The organism is Mesorhizobium sp. ES1-6 (assembly GCF_020164775.1).
Classification (GTDB): domain Bacteria; phylum Pseudomonadota; class Alphaproteobacteria; order Rhizobiales; family Rhizobiaceae; genus Mesorhizobium.
The window spans coordinates 453,227-473,958 of the sequence record NZ_JAIUGU010000002.1 but is presented as its reverse complement, the minus strand read 5'-3'; the positions used below and the strand labels follow the sequence as shown (position 1 = coordinate 473,958).

At 64.7% G+C, this 20,732-nt stretch carries 13 protein-coding genes; 6 read left to right on the top strand and 7 right to left on the bottom strand.

Annotated features, from left to right (window positions below; all coding sequences use genetic code 11):
* Nucleotides 1-26 precede the first annotated feature (26 nt).
* Both LB564_RS06930 and pdeM read left to right on the top strand, forming a co-directional pair.
* Nucleotides 27-2,561, top strand: coding sequence for a ligase-associated DNA damage response DEXH box helicase (locus LB564_RS06930; protein ID WP_224536113.1), 2,535 nt, complete (start codon nt 27-29; stop codon nt 2,559-2,561).
* Nucleotides 2,558-3,274 carry a ligase-associated DNA damage response endonuclease PdeM gene (gene pdeM, locus LB564_RS06925; protein ID WP_224536111.1) on the top strand — a complete coding sequence of 239 codons (717 nt, stop codon included), beginning with the start codon at nt 2,558-2,560 and terminating at the stop codon, nt 3,272-3,274. The genes LB564_RS06930 and pdeM overlap by 4 nt, the downstream gene beginning before the upstream one ends.
* A 3-nt stretch (nt 3,275-3,277) precedes the next feature.
* On the opposite strand, the gene LB564_RS06920 is transcribed toward pdeM, so the two are convergent.
* The 3 genes from LB564_RS06920 to LB564_RS06910 are packed head-to-tail and all read right to left on the bottom strand — an operon-like array spanning nt 3,278 to nt 7,881.
* A complete protein-coding gene (locus LB564_RS06920) occupies nt 3,278-4,213 on the bottom strand; it encodes a dimethyl sulfoxide reductase anchor subunit family protein (protein WP_224536109.1) in 936 nt (311 codons plus the stop codon).
* A 6-nt stretch (nt 4,214-4,219) separates the two neighbouring features.
* A complete protein-coding gene (locus tag LB564_RS06915) occupies nt 4,220-4,954 on the bottom strand; it encodes a 4Fe-4S dicluster domain-containing protein (protein WP_224536106.1) in 735 nt (244 codons plus the stop codon).
* Nucleotides 4,951-7,881 (bottom strand): molybdopterin oxidoreductase family protein, encoded by a 2,931-nt coding sequence (locus LB564_RS06910; protein WP_224536104.1) that lies wholly within the window; start codon nt 7,879-7,881, stop codon nt 4,951-4,953. Before LB564_RS06910 ends, LB564_RS06915 begins: the two co-directional genes overlap by 4 nt.
* A 278-nt stretch (nt 7,882-8,159) precedes the next feature.
* Between LB564_RS06910 and LB564_RS06905 the strand changes: the two genes are divergently transcribed.
* A complete protein-coding gene (locus tag LB564_RS06905) occupies nt 8,160-9,062 on the top strand; it encodes a LysR family transcriptional regulator (protein ID WP_224536102.1) in 903 nt (300 codons plus the stop codon).
* Between the two features lie 2 nt (nt 9,063-9,064).
* Here LB564_RS06905 and LB564_RS06900 read toward each other — a convergent pair whose 3' ends face one another.
* The 4 genes from LB564_RS06900 to LB564_RS06885 form a co-directional block, all read right to left on the bottom strand.
* On the bottom strand, nt 9,065-10,321 hold the full coding sequence (locus tag LB564_RS06900; RefSeq protein ID WP_224536100.1) for an Hsp70 family protein: 1,257 nt from the start codon (nt 10,319-10,321) through the stop codon (nt 9,065-9,067).
* Nucleotides 10,322-10,490: 169 nt separating this feature from the next.
* Entirely contained in the window at nt 10,491-11,279 is a 789-nt protein-coding gene (locus LB564_RS06895; RefSeq protein ID WP_224536098.1) for a TIGR02186 family protein, read from the bottom strand.
* On the bottom strand, nt 11,279-12,202 hold the full coding sequence (locus LB564_RS06890) for a sulfite exporter TauE/SafE family protein (RefSeq protein ID WP_224536096.1): 924 nt from the start codon (nt 12,200-12,202) through the stop codon (nt 11,279-11,281). Before LB564_RS06890 ends, LB564_RS06895 begins: the two co-directional genes overlap by 1 nt.
* Before the next feature lie 192 nt (nt 12,203-12,394).
* The gene (locus LB564_RS06885) at nt 12,395-16,510 is read right to left on the bottom strand and encodes a peptidoglycan-binding protein (protein ID WP_224536095.1); all 4,116 of its coding nucleotides are present in this window, start codon (nt 16,508-16,510) and stop codon (nt 12,395-12,397) included.
* A gap of 456 nt (nt 16,511-16,966) precedes the next feature.
* On the opposite strand from LB564_RS06885, the gene LB564_RS06880 reads away from it, so the two are divergent.
* The 3 genes from LB564_RS06880 to LB564_RS06870 all read left to right on the top strand — a co-directional run bounded on the left by LB564_RS06880 (nt 16,967) and on the right by LB564_RS06870 (nt 20,704).
* Nucleotides 16,967-17,428 carry a MerR family transcriptional regulator gene (locus LB564_RS06880; RefSeq protein WP_140706589.1) on the top strand — a complete coding sequence of 154 codons (462 nt, stop codon included), beginning with the start codon at nt 16,967-16,969 and terminating at the stop codon, nt 17,426-17,428.
* A gap of 266 nt (nt 17,429-17,694) precedes the next feature.
* Nucleotides 17,695-19,485, top strand: a complete 1,791-nt coding sequence (locus tag LB564_RS06875; RefSeq protein WP_224536093.1) for an acyl-CoA dehydrogenase — start codon at nt 17,695-17,697, stop codon at nt 19,483-19,485.
* Nucleotides 19,486-19,531: 46 nt separating this feature from the next.
* Complete coding sequence (locus LB564_RS06870) at nt 19,532-20,704, top strand: acyl-CoA dehydrogenase family protein (protein WP_224536091.1); 1,173 nt, start codon at nt 19,532-19,534, stop codon at nt 20,702-20,704.
* Nucleotides 20,705-20,732 lie beyond the last annotated feature (28 nt).

Genomic DNA, 20,732 nt, shown 5'->3' with positions numbered 1-20,732 from the left:
GCGCGTCGCCGCGCTACCTCTGGCGGGTGACCGAGCTGCCGCGCCTCGCCGACCAGAATGCCGCCGTCGCCTTGCCCGAGCCATTCGTAAAATGGTTCGGCGAGAAGGGCTGGTCGCCGCGCGCGCATCAGATCGAACTGTTGGCGAAGGCCCAGGCCGGGCAATCGGTGCTGTTGATCGCGCCGACCGGCGCCGGCAAGACGCTGGCCGGCTTCCTGCCGTCGCTGACCGAACTGGCCGTCAGGCCGAGGCGAAAACCAGGCCAGGCGCGGCGCGGCATCCACACGCTGTACATCTCGCCGCTGAAGGCGCTAGCCGTCGATATCGAGCGCAATCTGGGCAAGCCGGTCGAGGAGATCGGACTGCCGATCACCATCGAGACGCGCACCGGCGACACGCCCTCACACAAGCGCCAGCGCCAGAAGCTTGCACCACCCGACATCCTGCTCACCACACCGGAGCAACTGGCGCTGCTGATCGCAGCGGGCGATGCGAGGCGCTTCTTCCAGGATCTGCGCTATGTCGTGCTCGACGAGTTGCATTCGCTGGTGACGTCGAAGCGCGGCCATCTGCTGGCGCTAGGGCTGGCGCGGCTACGCAGCTTCGTCCCTGGCCTGCAGACGATCGGCCTGTCGGCGACGGTGGCCGAGCCGGACGAATTGCGGCGCTGGCTGGTCAGCCAGAACCCGCCCGGTGACATGGCGGAATTGATCACCGTGACGGGTGGCGCGAAGCCCGAAATCTCCATCCTCGATTCGGAGGAGCGCGTGCCCTGGGCCGGGCACTCGGCGCGCTACGCCACGCCGGAAATCTACCGCGAGATCAAGCGCCACAAGACGACCTTGCTGTTCGTCAACACGCGCAGCCAGGCGGAGCTGCTGTTCCAGGAGTTGTGGCGGGTCAACGAGGACACCTTGCCGATCGCGCTGCATCATGGCTCGCTCGACGTCGCCCAACGCCGGCGCGTCGAAAAGGCAATGGGCGACAACGCATTGCGCGCCATCGTCGCCACCTCGACGCTCGATCTCGGCATCGACTGGGGCGATGTCGACCTGGTCGTGCATGTCGGCGCGCCAAAGGGAGCCAGCCGGCTGGCGCAGCGTATCGGCCGTGCCAACCACCGCATGGACGAGCCGTCGAAGGCGATCCTGATCCCGGCCAACCGTTTCGAGGTGCTGGAATGCCGGGCAGCCCTCGACGCCAATTATCTCGGCGCGCAGGATACGCCGCCGCTGGTCAATGGCGGGCTCGACGTGCTGGCGCAGCATGTGCTCGGCTGCGCCTGTGGCGCACCGTTCCGCGCCGATGACCTGTATGAAGAGGTGCGAACGGCGGCGCCCTATGCCGGACTCGATCGTCCGACCTTCGGCCGTGTCATCGATTTCGTCGCCACCGGCGGCTACGCGCTGAAGAATTACGAGCGCTATGCCCGCATCCGCTTGAACAAGGATGGGCTGTGGCGCGTATCCAATCCGCGCGTCGCCCAGCAATACAGGCTGAATGTCGGCACCATCATCGAGGTACCGGCGCTCAACGTGCGCTACGTCAAGGCCGGCAGCAGAGGCGCGGCGTCGCACGGCGGCCGCGTGCTCGGCAAGATCGAGGAGGCGTTCCTCGAGACCTTGACGCATGGCGATACCTTCATGTTTGCGAGCAAAGTGCTGCGTTTCGAAGGCATCCGCGAGAATGAATGCTTCGTCTCGAACGCACCCGGCAGCGACGCCAAGGTGCCCTATTATGGCGGCGGCAAGTTTCCGCTCTCGACCTATCTGGCCGAGCAGGTCCGCATCATGCTGGACGATCCGCGGCGCTGGAAGAAGCTGCCGGAGCAGGTGGCCGATTGGTTGCGGTTCCAGCAGGACAAATCGATGCTCCCCAAGCGCGACGATTTGCTGATCGAGACCTTTCCGCGCGGCAACCGCCATTATCTGGTCGCCTATCCCTTCGAGGGCAGGCTGGCGCACCAGACGCTCGGCATGCTGCTCACCCGTCGCCTCGACAGGGCGGGCGCCCGGCCGCTCGGCTTTGTCGCCACCGACTATGCCTTGGCCATATGGTCGCTCGGCGACATGGGGGCGATGTTCAAAGCCAGGAAACCTTCACTCGGCGCGCTCTTCGACCAGGACATGCTGGGCGACGATCTCGAAGCCTGGCTGGCCGATAGCTGGCTTCTCAAGCGCACTTTCCGCAATTGCGCGCTGATCTCGGGCCTGATCGAAAAACGCCACCCCGGCCAGGAGAAGAGCGGCCGCCAGGTCACGGTGTCGACCGACCTGATCTACGATGTGCTGCGCAGCCATGAGCCGAACCACATCCTGCTTCAGGCGACGCGTGCCGACGCGGCGACCGGCCTGCTCGATGTCAGCAGACTTGCCGACATGCTCTCGCGCATCCAGGGTCGAATCATGCATAAGGCGCTCGAACAGATATCGCCGCTGGCCGTGCCGATCATGCTCGAGATCGGCAAGATGCCGGTGAACGGCGAGGCCGATGAAACGCTGCTGATGGATGCGGCGACGCTGGTCGAAGAGGCCATGGGGCCTGGGATGGTCGACGAATGAATTTTTCGCTGGCGCGCGCATCGCTGATCGCCGAGGCCGACCTTGTCGGCATCGCGGGCGAGCGCGCGGTCTGCGACCCACGTGGCGTGCTCTATTTTCCCGAGTTCAAGCTGCTGGTGGTTTCCGATCTGCATCTGGAGAAGGGTTCGTCGCTGGCAAGGCGCGGCACGCTGATCCCACCCTACGATACCGGGGCGACCCTGCTCAGGCTGCAGGCTGTCATCGCGGACTACCAGCCGTCGATCGTCATCAGCCTGGGTGACAGTTTCCACGACGGCAGCGGCGCCCAGCGCATGCATCAAAGTTTCCGCGAGCGGCTGGAAGCGCTGATAGCGGGCCGTGACTGGTTCTGGGTCGCCGGCAATCACGATCCTGAAGCGCCGGCGGACCTGCCCGGCGAGACGGTTCGGGAACTCGCCATAGGCTCGCTGCTGTTCCGGCACGAGCCATCGAAGGTGCGCGTGGAGGGCGAAATATCCGGCCACCTCCACCCTTGCGCACGCATCGTGCAACAAGGCCGTTCGGTGCGCAGGCGCTGCTTTGCCGGCGATGGCGGCCGCATGATCATGCCGGCCTTCGGTGCCTATACCGGCTCGCTCAACGTGCTCGATCGCGCCTATGCCGGCTTGTTCCGGCTGGAAACGCTGATGGCCTACATGCTGGGCACTGACCGCATCTTCGCAATCTCACGCTCGATGCTGCGGCCAGGTTGAGTTCTACCGCCCGTAGTACAGCATGACCGTGTGCTTCGCCTCGGCGAAGAACAGCCAGCGTTCGACCAGCATGCCGGCGAACTGGACGATCGCGGCGAGTGCCGACAGCACCGCCGCAAACGGCCACGGCAAGGCGAAGGCGGCAATCAGCAACAGGATCGGCAAGCCGAACGCCAGCGCCTGCGCGATCCGGCGCAGCTTCGCCGCATGCTTGCGCGCTATGCGAAAGCCCATTTCCTTGAGCAGGTAGTTTTCCTCGGTATGCGGCCATTCCAGGGATCGCACCGTGCCGCCGGAGAGTCCGGTCGCGGTGTTCGCGTTGGTCGCGATTTCAAGTTGGTCATTGTGGCGCCAGGTCGCCAGCTTCCAGCCCCAGCCGAGCAAGGTGATCAGTACCGAAGCGGCGAGCAGGACAGTCGAGCCGAGCGCAAAGCCTTGCAGCAGGGCATTCACAAGCACGCAGCCGCTCATCGCCGAGAAGATGAGATAGCCGGGCAAGGTGTAGGGGCTGTGCCATTGGGCGATGGGCTTCAGCGAGGCATAGATCATGCCCGTCATGCAGACCGTGACGATAGCACCGAGGCCGGCCAGAGCGCCCGCGGCCGCCACCCAGCCATCGAGGCGGCCAAGCAAGATCCAGCCCATGCCGAACAGCCCTGCGGGGATGAAGGTGGCGACCGACGCGACGCCTTCGCGCGACAGCCACGAACTGCGCCATTGCGAGAACGCCCGCCAGGCACGTTCAGGCCTGCCGAGATGGCCGGTCGAGGACAGCAGGCCGGCCGCGATCAGGCCGAGCGCCAGCCCCATGCCGACAAAGCCCAGCCAGAGATCGGGCGCGACGAAACCGAGCGGGCCGAGCACGCCGAGCAGCGCGAGCAACCCATAGCCGGCACCCGTGGCGGTGGTGAAGAAGACGACCGAAAAAGCTGGATGCATGGATGGTCAGCTCGAAAGCATGCGGTCGACCCAACCGAGGAAGCCGCCCTCGGCCCGCACCGACTCCAGCGCTTTGGCGGGCACGGATGCGGCGCGTTGCGTGTGGGCGCGCGGCGGCAGGTATTTGTTTGTCGGCTTGTAGCCCATCTCCGGCATCAAATCGACACCGCCGCGCTCCGCCACCAGTTGCGACACAGCCGATGCGGGATCGCCGAGATCGCCGAAATGCCGGGCGCTGGTCGGGCAGGCGGCGACGCAGGCCGGCACGCGGTCGCCTTCGGCCAGATTGTCGTTATAGATGCGGTCGACGCAGAGCGTGCATTTCTTCATCACGCCGACATCCGTGTCGAACTCGCGCGCGCCGTAAGGGCAGGCCCAGCTGCACAATTTGCAGCCGATGCACTTGTCCTCGTCGATCAGCACGATACCGTCGGAGGCGCGTTTGTAGGAGGCGCCCGTCGGGCAGACGGTGACGCAGGCCGGCGTCTCGCAATGCAGGCAGGAGCGCGGAAAATTCACCGTGCGTCCACCCATCTCGGTGATGTGCTCGTAACTGTGCACGCGGTTGAACCAGACCCCGTCGACATGGCCGCCATAAGGGTCGATGTCGGTCAGCGGCGCCATGTGGCCGCCGGTGTTCCACTCCTTGCAGGCGGTGACGCAGGCCTGGCAGCCGACGCAGGTGTCGAGATCGATGACAAGGCCGAGCTTTTTGTCCGTATGAGAGGGAAGGCAGGTCATTCCACGGCCTCTCTTGCCCGACGAAATTCGACGCCGAAAGTCAGCTTGTCGGGTGAGGGTTCGAAACGCGGCGGCTGGTGAAACCGTTCGAATTGCGGCTCGGTGAAGCCGGCTTCGTCATCAGCGCATTTGACGACGCGCACGCGCAGATCGAACCACGCCGCCTGTCCCGTGACCGGATCGGAGTTCGAATAACGTTTGCCGCCGGCATCGGCGGTAGTCTGGTCGCCGATGATGTGGTTGAGCAGGAAGCCGCGATTGCTCTCGGCGGCATCGTCCTTCAGCCCCCAGCTGCCGCGCCTTTTGCCGATAGCGTTCCAGGTCCAGACCGTGTTCTCGTTCACCCCGTCGACCAGCTTGATCTGCCCCTTCACCTTGCCGTTGATGCTCTCGATCCACACCCAGTCGTCATCGGCAAGGCCAAGGTTGGCCGCGGTCCGGTGATGCACGAACAGCCGGTTCTGGCTGGTGATCTGCCGCAACCACGCATTTTGCGAACCCCAGGAATGGTACATGTGCATTGGCCGCTGCGTCAGCGCGTGCAGCGGGTATTTTTCGAGGTCCACGGCAGCTTCCTCGAACGGCACATACCAGAACGGCAGCGGATCCATGTAGGTCTCGACGCGCTCGCGTTCGCTAACGGGCGGCACTACCGGGCCATGGCCGCGCGCGGCAAGGCGAAAGCGCTGCATGGGTTCGGAATAGAGCTGGAAAACAATCGGCTCGGCCTTGGGGATGAAGCCCAGTTGCACGGCGAAGTCGAGATAGGAACGGTTGGCCATCTTGTAGTAGCGCTGGTCGTCAGTGAAGTCGTGGTGCCAGAAGCCGCCATTGTCGATGTAGCGCTGCAACTGGTTGGGGTTGACGTCGCCCTTGCCGATCGAGGTTTCATCCTTGCCGCGCCAGCCGGCGAGCGGGCCGATGCCAGGCGTGCGTTCATGATTGACGATGTAGTCGGCGTAGTCGCGGTACTTCGCCGAGCCGTCGTCCTCGACGAAGCCGGGCAAGCCAAGCCGCGCGCCGAGTTCGATCAGCACCGACTGGAACGGCCTGACGTCGCGGTCGGGCTCGACCACCGGATGGCGAATGGCGTCGCCCGGCCCGTCGGCATGGCTGATCGGCCGGTCGAGCAGGCTGATGCAGTCATGACGCTCGAGATAGGTGGTGTCGGGCAGGACGAGGTCCGCGAACGGCACGGTCTCGGAATAATAGGCGTCGGAATAGATGATGAAGGGGATCCTGTAATTGCCCGCTTCATCATGGTCGGTAAGCATGGCCATGGTCTCGATCGTATTCATCGAGGAATTCCAGGCCATGTTCGACATGTACATCATCAGCGTGTCGATAGGGTACGGGTCGCCGGCCCAGGCGTTGCGAATGACGGTGTGCATCAGACCATGCGCCGCAAGTGGCGAATCCCAGGAATAGGCCTTGTCGATGCGCAGCGGCGTGCCGGCTTCGTCGACCAGCAGATCGTCGGGTCCACAAACGAAACCGAGCGGCATGCCGTCGAGCGGCGTCATCGGCCTCACGTCCTTGCCGCAGGGTTTCGGGCCCGGCGGGGCGGATCTGGGGTAGGGCGGCTTGAAGCGGAAGCCGCCAGGCACGTCCACGGTTCCGAGGAGCACCTGCAGCAGGTGGATGGCGCGGCAGGTATGGAAGCCGTTGGAATGGGCGGAGATGCCGCGCATGGCATGCATCGAAACCGGTCGGCCCTTGATCGTCCCGTGCCGACGCCCAGCCCAGTCGGTCCATGCCACCGGCAGTTCGATCGTCTGTTCGAAGGCGACATGGGCAAGTTCGGCGGCGATCCGGCGGATCGTATCGGCGGCAATGCCGCAACGCTCGGCGACCGCGTCGGGTGCATGGCTCTCGTCGAGATAGCGGTCCGCAATGAGCTGGAAGACAGGAACGCAGCTGCGCCCGCCGACCGTGAAGCTGCCGGTCAGTGCGGGCTTCGCATCCGGATCGGCTGCGTTGACGGTGGTCTTCGCCACGCGGTCCCATGCCAGCGGATTGCCGTCGCCGTCGCGCAGAAAAAGCCCATCATCGGCCGCGCCTGGCTCCTGGACAACCAGGACATGCGCGTTGGTGTAGCGAAGCAGATAATCGAGATCGACGCGGCCGGCCTTCAAGAGTTCGTGGATGAGCGCGAACACGAACAGGCCATCCGTACCGGGCCGGATGCCGATCCAGTCGTCGGCGATCGCATTGTAGCCGGTCCGGCACGGATTGATCGACACCACCTTGGCGCCGCGCGCCTTGAGTTTGCCCAGCCCGATCTTGATCGGGTTGGAATCATGGTCCTCGGCGACGCCGAACAGCATGAAGTATTTCGTGTTGTCCCAATCGGGCTCGCCAAACTCCCAGAACGAGCCGCCGATCGTGTAAAGGCCCCCGGCCGCCATGTTGACGGAACAGAAGCCGCCATGGGCGGCGAAGTTCGGCGTGCCGAACTGGCTTGCCCACCAGCCTGTCAAGGATTGCGACTGGTCGCGGCCGGTAAAGAAGGCGAGCTTCTTGGGGTCGGTCCGGCGGATATGCGACAGCCGCCCGGTGGCGATCGCGAAGGCTTCCTCCCACTCGATCTCGCGGAATTCTCCGGTGCCGCGCGGACCGGTGCGCAGCAATGGCTTCTTCAGCCTGGCCGGGCTGTAGTGCTGCATGATGCCGGAGCTGCCCTTGCCGCAGATCACGCCGCGATTGACCGGGTGGTCCTTGTTGCCGTTGATGTAGCGGACCTTGCCGTCCTTGATGTGCACGTCGATGCCGCAGCGGCAGGCACACATGTAGCAGGTAGTCTTGGCGATGCTGTCCGATACTGCGGGCGAGGTGTCGACGCCGTCGCCTTCATCGGGCGCCCGCGTGTCGGCAAGCGGGCGTTGCGAGGGGGCTGAATTGGCGCCGCGCGGCGGTCCTTGCATCATGATCCTGGGATGCTCGCACGGCCGGCGGATTTGGCGCGCGTCTTCGGTCCGGGGCCGCGCATGTAATGCTCTTCCGGGTGATATCGATCGCCGGCCAACCGCCGTCTTATGCCGCGGGTCCAATGCGCAAGCAGGGATCTGAACCGCCCGATCATTTTGTTCTCTGCGACCTGCAGGCCAATTTTTTCTAACTTCGGCCGAAAAAGTAGAATAAAGCCATCGATCCGTCTAATCAGTTGTTCTTGTAAATTCGATCGGAATTGGTTCTTAATGCAGGCATGACCCTGGACCAGTTGCGCATTTTCGTCGCCGTCGCCGAGCGCGGCCACATGACCAAGGCGGCCGAGCTTCTGGGCATTTCCCAGTCGGCGGCATCGGCGGCCATTCGCGCGCTGGAAGAGCAGCATGGTGTGCATCTGTTCAACCGGGTGGGCCGCAATATCGAACTGGCCCAGACCGGCCACCGGTTCCTGCCCGAGGCCAAGGCCGTGCTGGAGCGGGCCGCCGCCGCCCGCAACGTGCTGGAACATGTTTCGCAGACGGTCGCCGGCAGCCTCTCCATCGCCGCCAGCCTGACCATCGCCAGCTACTGGCTGCCGCGCCGGCTGGCCTCCTTCCACGAGGCCTATCCCGCCGTCCGGCTCAGCGTCACAATCGGCAACACGAGGCAGGTCGAGGCCAGCGTGCTCGATGGAACCGCCGATCTCGGCCTCGTCGAAGGGCGCACCGAGTCCGACATATTGCGACGCGCCAAGGTCGATACCGACCGGTTGATGCTGGTCGTCGCCTCTTCTCATCCCAAGATCGCCGAAATCGCGCCGGGCCGCCCCGATATCACCGGCCTGCGCTGGATCATCCGCGAGGGTGGTTCGGGCACGCGCGAGGTTCTGGAGGATCTGGCGCGCCGCGAGGGGATTTCACTTGCCGACCTGCAGATATTCCTGGTGCTGCCCAGCAACGAGGCGGTTCGCCAGGCCGTCGAGGCGGGCGCCGGGGCGACCATCATTTCAGAGCTGGTCGTCGGGCGCGCGGTCGCCGAGGGGAGCCTGAGGGTCGTGCCGATCGAATTGCCGAAGCGCGACTTCGCCATGATCACCCATCGCGACCGTCAGGCAAGCCTGGCCCAGATGGCGCTCAAGGCGCATCTAGCCGCGGAGACGGACGGGCCTGCGCCAGGGTAGAGTCAGCCGAACTTCCGCTGCGCATCCAAGGCCAGTCCAAGCCCGACCGAGCCAAACATGTCGCCTTCGATGACGGAAGCCCGCGGCACCAGAGACAGGATTTCCCGCCTTGCCAGCGGGATCGCCGTCGAGCCGCCGGTCAGGAACACCGCGGTGATGTCGGACGGCTTCACTTGAGCGTCGCGGATGGTCTGGCCCACCGTTTCGGTGACCCGCTCGATATCCCGGGCGATCGTGGTCTCCAGCCCGTCGCGCGTGATCCCGGCGGCGAACGCCGCGTCAGGCAGCTTCACCGCCACCTCCGCCGATGACCTGGCGGTCAGCTCGATCTTGGCTTTTTCGACCAACGCCGCCAGCGCGTGCCCGTAGCGGTGCTCGACGATATGGATGAAGCGGTCGACCAGATCGGCGCGCGCGGCCTCGTACCGGATCTGGCGCAGATGCGTCATCGCCTTGGCGGTGTAGACCAGGTTGATGCGCTGCCATGTGGCGAGATCGATGAAGTAGCTGGCCGGCAGATTGCGCTTGCCGTCCTTGGTCGGCGAGAGGTAGCCGAGCTGCGGCATGACATGGGCGATGCTCAGCAGCCGGTCGAAATCGGTGCCGCCGATATGGATGCCGCGGCTGGCCAGTATGTCGTCCTTGCGGTCGGTCGATCGCGAACGCTCCGGCGAGACCCGCACGATCGAGAAATCGGACGTGCCGCCGCCCATGTCGATGATCAGCGCCAGTTCCTCCCGCGTCACCTTCTGTTCGTAGTCCAGCGCCGCCGCGATCGGCTCGAACTGGAAAGCGATGTGCTTGAAACCCTGGGCGCGGGCGGCCTTCTCGAGCTCGCCTTGCGCCTGCGCGTCGGCTTGCGCGTCGTCATCGACGAACTGCACCGGGCGGCCGAGCACGACGTTTTCCACGGGGCCGCCGGCGTCCTCTTCCAGCCGCGTCTTGAGATGGCCGATGAACAGGCCGATAATGTCGATGAAGCCGATCTGGCGCGCCTTGATACGCGTCTTCTCGTGGGCGAGCGAGCTGCCGAGCACGCTCTTAAGCGAGCGCATCAATCGGCCCTCGATGCTGTCGGTATAATCGCCGATCGCACGCCGGCCGAAATAAGTATGGCCGTCCTCGAAGTTGAAGAACACGGCACTTGGCAAAGTGGGCTGTTCGCCCTCCAGTGGGACCAGCCGCGCCTTGCCGTTCCGGATCACGCCCACCGTGGAATTGGACGTGCCGAAGTCGATGCCGCCGAATGCCTGGTGCATTGCAGCCTCCTGTCCTTGTTTTCGTGGCGGCAAGACAGCAGCGACGCATCGCGCTGTCATTCGGATGGCCGGACCGCCCTGGCGAATGGTGTGCGTGTTTGCCCTTGGGCTGGGAGGCGGCGGTTTATCGCATGGTGGGAAAAAGGGGAACCCCTCTTTTCCCGGAGCATCAATCTTTGCGGAACACCAGCCGGCCGAGCCAGCCGGTTATCATCGCCAGCGATATGGCGAAGACACCGTAGAGGAACGAATAGTCGTGGGCGACGCGGAAGATCGATTGTTCGAAGCCCGATTTGCGGATTTCGAGCTGCGCCGAACTCTCCTTGATGAACAGGCCGCTCTTGAACAGGAAGGCGCGGGCCTTGTGGGTGCCGACCGGCACATTCGGCGCCAGCCTGACCGTGGCGCGAAACAGGTTCTGCGACAGGAATTGCACGCCGCCGACATTCTCGCTGTAGAGCCCGGCGGCGGCCTTGCGCTCGCGCAGTGCCGCCGTGAATTCCTCGATCGTCGCCGGGCTGTCGCCAGCATCGGCTGGCTGCATGTAGAGGTTGGAGGCGCCGAGCGACAATTGCTTGTAGCTGTTGGGTTCGGTGATGTCCTGCAGGGGCCGTGTGGTCGCCACCGAATAGGACACCGGCACGTTCTCGAAGGTTTCCGAGTCCAGATTGACCCAGACACCCAGCACCCGGTCCTTGCGGCGCACCACCACCGGTTTTGGCGGCCCTTCGAGCACGACGATGACGTCGTAGCGGCCCTGGCGTGCCACCAGTGGGTCGGGATTTTCCAGGGATCCGAAAATGGTCAGATCGGCGCCGGAAAACCCGGCGGTGATCGACACCGCATCGGTGGAAAGGCCGATCTGGATGCCTTCCGTCAGCGGCGTCTGCGCCTTCGCCGGCGCGGCGGCGGTCAGGGACAGGAGGGCGACGGCCGCGAGCGCTTTCAGGCCTTTCATCAATTGAGGCCCACGGCGGACAACGAATAAAGGTTGGGCGGCGTGACGAACAGATCGATGGCGAGCCGGATCGCCACCGCCAGAACCAGCAGCGCCAGCAAGGCCCTCAACTGCTCGCCGCGCAGCCGTTGGCCGGCCTTGGCGCCATACTGTGCCCCGGCCACGCCGCCGGCCATCAAAAGGAAGGCCAGCATCACATCGACGGTCTGGTTGGTGGTGGCGTGAACCAGCGTCGTGTAGGCGCTGGTGAAGATGATCTGGAACAGCGAGGTGCCGATGACGACATTGGTCGGCACTTTCAAGAGATAGATCAGCGCCGGCACCATGATGAATCCGCCGCCGACACCCATGATCGACGACAGGAAGCCGATGCCGGCGCCAAGGCCGAGCACCGGGATGACGCTGACGAACAGTTTCGACGCCCGGAAGCGCATCTTCAGCGGCAGGCGGTGGATCCAGTTGTGCTGGCCCGATTTCTTCAGCACCGGCGCCGCGCCGCTGCGCGTGGCGCGCAGCGCGTTGATGCTTTCGACCAGCATCAGCCCGCCGACGGTGCCGAGCAGCACGACATAGAGCAGCGAGATGAACAGGTCGAGCTGGCCGAGCCTGCGCAGCAAGCCGAACACGTAGATGCCGCCCGTGGAGCCGACGACGCCGCCGGCCAGAAGGACGCTGCCGAGCTTGAAGTCGAGCGTGCCTCGCTTCATGTGCGACAGCACGCCGGACACGGACGAGGCGATGACCTGGTTGGCGCCGGTGGCGACCGCGATGGCTGGCGGGATGTTATAGAAGATCAAGAGCGGGGTGATGAGAAAGCCGCCGCCCACCCCGAACATGCCCGACAGGAAACCCACCGCGGCGCCCATGGCCAGCAGCACGAAGACGTTGACGGAAATTTCCGCGATCGGGAGATAGATGCCCACCCGTCAGTCTCGATCAGTTTGCCTGTCGGCGAATAAAGCCGTTGCGGACAGTATCGCATCGAAAAGCCAATTTTTCCTTGCGCCGACGCGGCAGCGCGGTCAAACCCCGCCACCGCGCCGAAACAAAAAACAACTCAATCAGTTAACAGGCAAATGTATGGCAAGGGCGTCGTGGAAACGACGCTTCTGCCGTTATTTGCGCGCCAGCAATGCCTTGACCAGTTTCTCGTCGACCGCGCCGGTCGCCGGCAGCTTGTTGTCGGTCTGGAAAGCGATGATCGCGTTCTTGGTTTTCTCGCCCATGACGCCGTCGGCGCCGCCGGCGTCATAGCCGTTCTTGTTGAGGATGAGCTGGATGTTCTTGACCGCCTTCTTCATGTCGATGCCGGCGGTCGTCTGCGGCGTGCCTTCCTGCCAGGATTCGGGAATGTCCACCGAATTGGCCGCCGCGTTGAGCGGCTTGGCCTTCCACAATTCTGTCGCGGCGCGCGCCCGCTCGAGCTGCTCGGGCCGCAGCGCATTGGCGATCTCGTCGCGCTTGGCCGCGGCATCCTTGTCGCCGGTCTTGGCGACGAGCGCGAACCACTTATAGGACTCTTCCAGGTTCTGCTTCATGCCGACGCCCTTGGCGGCGAGGATGCCGAGATTGAACTGGCTGTCCTTGACGCCGAGGTCGGCGGCCTCCTGGAACCAGTGCGCGGCCGAGTCATTGTCGGTCACGCCGTCAGCAGCCATGGCGAACAGCACCGCCAAATTGTGCATGGCGCTGGCGTTGCCCTGCGCGGCGGCGAGCTGGTACCAGGTCTTCGACTTCTTGACGTCGCGCGCGACGCCGATGCCCTTCTCGTAGAAATTGCCGATGCGGTATTCGGCCGGAGCGAAGCCGAGTTCCGCCGATTTCTCGTACCATTTGGCAGCCGTCGCCATGTCTTCCTTGACGCCGCGCGACTCCGCATAGCGCGAGCCCACTTCGAACAGTGCCTTGGCGTCACCAGCGGCAGCGGCATCGCGCAGGGCGGCCGGGCCGGCATCGGCCGGGATGTCGAACTTGGCCGCCGCGGTCGCCGCCGGCTTGTCCACGGGCGCAACGGCGCCGGTCGTGTCATTGGCCGTGGCCTCGGTCGCCACTGGCGCGGCAGGGGCCGGTTGGGCATCGGCATCCGTCGCCTGCGTGACGCCGGCGATGGTGGCTGGGGTCGGATCCGTTAAGGTAGGAGCAGCGGTCATCGGAGCAATCGGCGCCGGCGCGGCCGAAGCCATCGCATCGGGAGCGGTCGTGCTCGGGCCGGAAGCCATGGCCGACACGACTGGTGCCGGAGTGGGCTCTGCCGTGGGCGCCGTGCCGGGCATCGCGTCCGTATCCGACGGCATGGCCATGACGGGCTGCGCCGCCATGTCGTCCTTGGCCGCCGGCGCGGATTGTTCGGCCTGCCTGACGCCGCGGGCCGGCGCGCTGTCCGTGGCGGTCGGCTGGATTTCGGTCTTCGGCTGGCTGGCGGTGTCGAGAGATGCCGTCTGCACCGGCTGCGAGGCGACGATCGGCAGCGCGTCGTTGCTTGCCACCTGGGCGGGATCCGAGAGAAACGCCTTGCCGAGCTGCAGGCCGGCAAGCGCCAGCATGATCGCGGCCGCCGCCATCAGGATCGGCTTGCGCCGCGCCTTGAGCAGATCGCCTATCCTGAGCGCCTTGACCGGGCCCTTCATCGTCGACTGGCGCTTCAGGGCGTCGGCCTCGGCCGCCGCCGCCTGCGCCGCGCGCCGGGCAGCGGCGATGAAATCCGATTTCGCCGCGTCGCTGTCGCCGGGCTTTGCCGGTTGTCCGCGCTCGTCGCGCACGCGCTTCATGATGGCATTGAGGTCGGGCGCGCCGGAGCCGGGCTCCAGCGGGCGGTTGGCGATTTTGGGGTCGAGCGGCTCATCGAGATCGACACTGGGAATATCGGCGCTCGGCGCCGAGCCGGCAAGCGGCGGAACATCCACCGTCTTCTTGCCCTTGAAGGCACGTGCCAGCCCGCCGAACATCGATTTGCGCCCCGCCGGCTGGTCTTTCTCGGCGCTCGTGTCGGAACCGAGTGCGGCCATCGCGGCGGCGGCGGCGGCTTCCGCGGGCGAACGCGCGCCCGGCCGGGCGGAAAAGCCCGTCTCCACGTGCATTGCCGGTTCGCCTGATGAGGCAGGCTCGGCGCGCAATATGGCCGCGGCACGCGCGTCCAGATCGGCCATGTCGCCGGTCAGCGGCAGCGGCTCGTCCATGGTCATCGAGGGTGCGTTCACGGCCATCTTGGGCCGCCGCACGCCACGCCAGCCGCTCGGTTCGGCCGGAACCGCATCCAGCAGTTCGCTTACCGCTTCGGACGGTTCGCTGGTTTCCAGCGAACCCAGCCTGTCGACGATCTTGAGCAGTGTATCGTGAATGGCCTCGAAAGTACGTGAATTGCGTTCGTCGGAACGCCGCGTCAATGTCTCCAGCGTCTTCAGGTCCTGGGCGAGGCCAGACACCGCGGCCGTATTGGTGCTCGTTCCGGCCAGCGAGCGCACCGCGTTCTCGGCCGCCTCGCGTGCCGCGCCGAGGATGGAATCGCGGGTGCCGGCCAGTGCTTTTTCGATTTCGTTGAGGCGCGGGCTGATGTCCTCGAAGTCCGGCAGCGGCATGCTTGGCTTGGAAAGATGCGCCGACAGGCCGGCGACCTGCGCCTCCAGGCTACGGATCAGCGCCGGATCGATGCCGGCGACCTGGGCCGCCGAAGCGTCCAGACGGCTTGAAATATCCTCGAGCCGGCTTTCCAGCCCGCGGATAGCCGCCTCGCCGGCCGGATCGGGAGCGCGCGTTTCCATGCGCTTGGCCAGTGCGGTGAAGCGGGCATCGATGGCGTCCATGATGCCGGCGCTGTCGATCTGCGGCATGCTGCGCTGGTCCAGCCGGTCGGCAACCTCGTCCAGCCTGCGCTCGAGATCGCGAAACAGCATGTTGCCCTGTTCGATGGCATCGCCCTGGCGGCGCTCCATCATGCCGGACAGCACGTCGAAGCGCTGCTCCAGCCCGTGGAAGATGTAGTCGGCGTCGGGCATGGCCGGCGACTGATCGATCTTGTCGGCGATCAGCGCGATCTGCTTGGCAAGCCGTTCCATCGCCTGTTCGGGCAGGTTGGCGCGGCCGGCGAGGTCATCGACTCGGCTCGACAGCGTGTTCAGCCGGTCGATCACGACATTGCCGGGACGGTCCTGCGCCACTTCCTCGATCTGCTGGGCGAGCGAGTCGATCCGCTTCTCGATGCGCTCGAAGGCTTCGTGGTCGATTGAGTTCGCCTGTGCGGCGACGGTCGAGGCGACGATGGCGCGGGAAATCTCGTCCAACCGCTCGTCGATCATGGCCAGCGTATCACCGCCGCGATTGTCCTGCTGGCTGGCGAAATGGTCGACCGCGCCCGCCAGCGTGCGAACCTTTTCCTCCAGCGAACGCAGCGACAGCGATTCCGGCAGATTGTTGACGGCGTTGCTGATCTGCTCCAGCCGGTCGGTCAGGGCGGCGAGCGCGGGATCGTCGGAGCGCTTGCGCTGGTCGGCGTCGACGCGGTCCTCGAAAGCCGTCCAGCGGCGATCGAAATCATCCCAGCGGCGATCGACCTTCTGCACGCTCTCCTCGCGCGCCAGCGTGTCGAGCGCGGCCTTGACCTGCTCGAGTTCCAGCCGCAGCAGGTTGACGCTCCTGTCGTCGCTCTTCTCCGACAGCGATTTGATGGCGCCGGAGAGCCGTTCGAATTCCACGCCGAGTTCCGCGCTGCCCTTGCCTGTGGCGCCGGACTTGGCGTTCGACTGGAAGGCGCGGTCGATGTCCTTGCGCAGCGCATCGAATTCGCGCTGCAGTCCCGATGTCACCTGATGGCGCAGTTCCTCGCGCATGCCACGCAGTTCGCCGGCGATCTTGCCGACCATGGCGACGCTGTCTTCCTGGCCGCGCACGCGGTCGATGTCACGCGCGATCGCCTGATAATTCTGATCGAAGGCAGGGGAGGGCGCCGGGTTCGGCGCACGCGGTGCCGGCTGCGGATCCTCATACCAGCGCTGCTGGGCGTTCGGCTGCGCGGCGGGATAACGCGGTTCGGTTGCGGGATAACGCGGGTCGGCTGCGGGGTGACGCGGTTCGGCGCCATATTGGCGAGGAGCCGGGCGTGCCGTCGTGTCCTCGCGCGTCTGCCCCAGGCGCTGTTCCAGCGTCTCCAGCGAGCGGTTCAGCTGCTCGAGCGTGGTCTGCGGCTTGCGCTGCCTGCCGGCGTTGAGTGTATCGAGATAGGACCGCTTGCTGTTCATCGGTGCGTCCGTCTTTCAGATTGGCCGGCTTGCGACCGGCTCCCCAAGTCCCTGCCGGAACGAGGCGACCGCGCTTCCATGCCACGGTGGAAGACAAGCTTCCCGGGGTTTCACCCGCGCTCCGAAAAACCGTGAAAATTCGATACAGGATAACCACGGGTAGCCGACACGCGCACATTTCGCCCAACGTGGTAAACAACGCGTTAACCAAGCTTAAGAAGTTGCAAGGAAGTTGGCTGTCCCCGCCTCCGGTGCGGCATAAAGCACCGTTCTCAGAACGCCCTTGCGTCATGAGGCGGCTATCGGTATAGAATTGACGTAAACGTAAAAGGCGCATCGAGTGTGCTGTTTTGCGATTTGTTTGTCGAAACCACGGCCGGAAGCACGCCCCCGCTTCCAGTCAGGCGACGCATGGTCCGGGACCGCGAAGCCACCAGACGGGGAAAGCCAGTGACCATGAAGCTTATCTCGGCCGGCGAGACCGCGGCCAATACCAATAATGCATCCGTCGAAATCGGCGAGGATCTCTCACGCATCGGCGAAATGGCCAAAAAGTACGGCGTGACGCTGCGTACGCTGCGTTTCTACGAAGACAAGGGCCTGCTGAACCCGCAGCGCGACGGTTCGACCCGTCTCTACACGCGCCGCGACAAGGCCAGGCTGAAGCTGATCCTGCTCGGCCGCAAGGTCGGGTTCTCGCTGCGCGACGTCAAGCAGATGATGGACCTCTACGATCCGACCGGTTCCAACACCAAGCAGCTGCGGCTGGCGCTCGACAAGTCGGAGAAGCAACTCGCCCGGCTGCAGAAGCAGCGCGCACTGATCGACGATGCCATCAATGAGCTCAGCGGCTCGATGTCGGCCGTGCGCCAGATGTTGACCGAGCGTTCGGCGCCGCAGGCGAGCGTCGCCAGCTAAGCCATACGCCGACACTGTCGGGCTCGTTACCATCAAAGCCGCGTGGCCATGCCGCGCGGCTTTTCGCTGTCGTGGCCTGCTGTTCGCGCTGGCTAGAGCAAAGCCGCAACGTTAGGCTCACCGCGCTCGCGGCGGCGAAAATCTTATCGCATCGAAAATATTGACGTTTACGCAAACGTCAATATTTGTTATTGCGACTTCAACATTGGCCCGCTTGCCGCTCACGGCTTGATTTCGGGGCCTCATCCGCATGGTGGAGGAAAAGCATGCCGATCTACAGGGCCCCGGTCCAGGACACGCTGTTCGTGCTCAACGAGGTGCTGGGCTATCAGCGCTATTCGAACCTTCCCGGATTCGCCGATGCCACGCCTGACGTGCTGGAGGCAATTCTCGCCGAAGGCGCCAAGCTCGCCGAGAACGTCATGCATCCGCTCAACCGTGTCGGCGACATGGAAGGCTGCGTGCGCCACGACGATGGCTCGGTGACCACGCCCAAGGGCTTCAAGGAAGCGTTCGACCAGTATCGCGAAGGCGGCTGGATGGGTCTGGCGGCCCCCGTCGAGTTCGGCGGCCAGGGCCTGCCCTATGCCGTGCACACGGCGGTGGCCGAATACATGGTCTCGGCCAACATGTCGCTGATGATGTACCCCGGCCTGACCCAGGGCGCGATCGCCGCCATCATCACCCACGGCACCGACGAGCAGAAGGCGACATGGCTGCCCAGGATGGTCGAGGGCAGCTGGACCGGCACAATGAACCTGACCGAGCCGCATTGCGGCACCGACCTCGGCCTGCTGCGCACCAAGGCGGTGCCGAACGGCGATGGCACCTACAAGATTTCCGGCCAGAAGATCTTCATCTCGGCCGGCGAGCACGACATGTCCGACAACATCGTCCATCTGGTGCTGGCCCGCATCGAGGGCGCGCCGGAAGGCGTCAAGGGCATCTCGCTGTTCATCGTGCCGAAGCTCAAGCTCGACGCGTCGGGCAATCCGGGGACAAGGAACACCGTCTCCTGCGGTTCGATCGAGGAGAAGATGGGCATCCACGGCAATTCGACCTGCGTCATGAACTATGACGAGGCCGAGGGAACGCTGCTCGGCGAGGCCAACGGCGGCCTCAAGGCGATGTTCACGATGATGAACGAGGCCCGCCTCGGTGTCGGCCTGCAGGGCCTTTCGCTGTCGGAGATCGCCTACCAGAATGCCGTCGCCTACGCCAAGGACCGTTTGCAGGGCCGCTCGCTGTCAGGCCCGAAGGCGCCTGACAAGAAGGCCGATCCGATCATCGTCCATCCCGACATCCGCCGCTCGCTGATGACCATGAAGGCCTTCAACGAGGCCGGCCGTGCGCTGGCGCTGTGGACGGCGATCAAGTCCGACATCGCGCACCGCTCCGCCGACGACAAGGACCGCCAGGCGGCCGACGATTACACCGGCTTGATGACGCCGGTGGTCAAGGGCGTGCTGACCGACAAGGGTTTCGATCACGCCGTCATGGCGCAGCAGGTGTTCGGCGGCCACGGCTATATCGAAGAGCACGGCATGAGCCAGTTCGTGCGCGATGCCCGCATCGCCATGATCTATGAAGGCGCCAACGGCATCCAGGCGCTCGACCTCGTCGGCCGCAAGCTCGGCTTGCATGGCGGCCGCGCCATCCAGGCCTTCTTCAAGGAAGTCGGCGAGTTCTGCGAGGAAAACCGCGCCGACGAGAAGATGGCGCCCTTCACCAAGGGTCTGAAAAAGGGTCTCAACGATCTGCAGGCGGCGACCATGTGGCTCCTGCAGAACGGCACGGCCAAGCCCGACAATGCCGGTGCCGCCTCGACCGACTACATGCACCTCTTCGGCCTCGTGGCGCTGGGTTACATGTGGGCGCAGATGGCCAAGGCGGCGCAGGGCAAGACCGGCGCCAACGGCTCCCAGTCATTCTACGACAACAAGGTCGTGACGGCGCGCTTCTTCATGGAACGGATCATGCCGGAGACGTCGGCACATCTGGCCCGTATTTCGAGCGGCGCCGATACGCTGATGGCCCTGCCGGCGGAAGCGTTCTAAGCTCGGTCCTGCTAGCCTTTCTGCCTGTCGATACGCGGAGGAAATCGTGGCGACAAATCCAGCTGAAGTGCTCTCCTTGCCGAAGCCCGCCTGGGCGGCCGACGAGGTCGGCATGCTCTACGACATGGCGACCCGCTTCATGGCGGAGGAGATCGCGCCGCGCTACGACGAGTTCGAGAAGAACGAGATGGTCGACCGCGAGAGCTGGCTGAAGGCGGGTGCGGCCGGCCTGCTCTGCGCTTCCATGCCGGAGGAATATGGCGGCTCGGGCGGCACCTTCGCGCATGAGAGCGCCATCATCGAGGCGATCGGCCATGTCGGCGTCGACGGCTTCGGCATCGGCTTGCACAATTCGATCGTCGCCCCTTACATCCTCCATTACGGCTCGGAGGAGCAGAAGAAGAAATGGCTGCCCAGGCTCGCCACCGGCGAGCTGATCGGCGCTATCGCCATGACCGAACCTGGCGCCGGCTCCGACCTGCAAGGCGTCAAGACCCGCGCCGAGAAGGACGGCAACCAGTACAAGATCAACGGCTCCAAGACCTTCATCACCAACGGCCAGCTGGCGAACTTCATCATCGTCGTCACCAAGACCGATCCGGAAAAGGGCGCCAAGGGCACCTCGCTGATGATCGTCGAGACCGATGAGGTCGAAGGTTTTGAGCGCGGCCGCAACCTCGACAAGATCGGGCTGAAGGCCAACGACACGTCGGAACTGTTCTTCAACGACGTGCGCGTGCCGACCTCCAATCTGCTCGGCCATGAAGAAGGACAGGGCTTCGTCCAGCTCATGCAGCAATTGCCGCAGGAGCGGCTGCAGATCGGCACAGGCGCCATCGCCATGATCGAGCGCGCGCTGGCGCTGACCATCGATTACGTCAAGGAGCGCAAGGCCTTCGGCAAGGCGATCGTCGACTTCCAGAACACCCAGTTCAAGCTGGCTGAGTTGAAGACCGAGGCCACCATCGGCCGCGTCTTCTACAATGACTGCGTCACCCGCCACATCAATGGCGGCCTCGATCCGGTCACCGCCTCGATGGCCAAATACTGGCTCAGCGACCTGCAGGGCAAAGTCGTCGACGAATGCCTTCAATTGCATGGCGGCTATGGCTACATGAATGAATATCCGATCGCCCGCATGTTCCGCGACGCTCGCGTCCAGCGCATCTACGGCGGCACCAACGAGATCATGAAATTGCTGATCGGACGCTCGCTCTGAGCAGCTCTCTTCAGCGAACCCAAGGAGC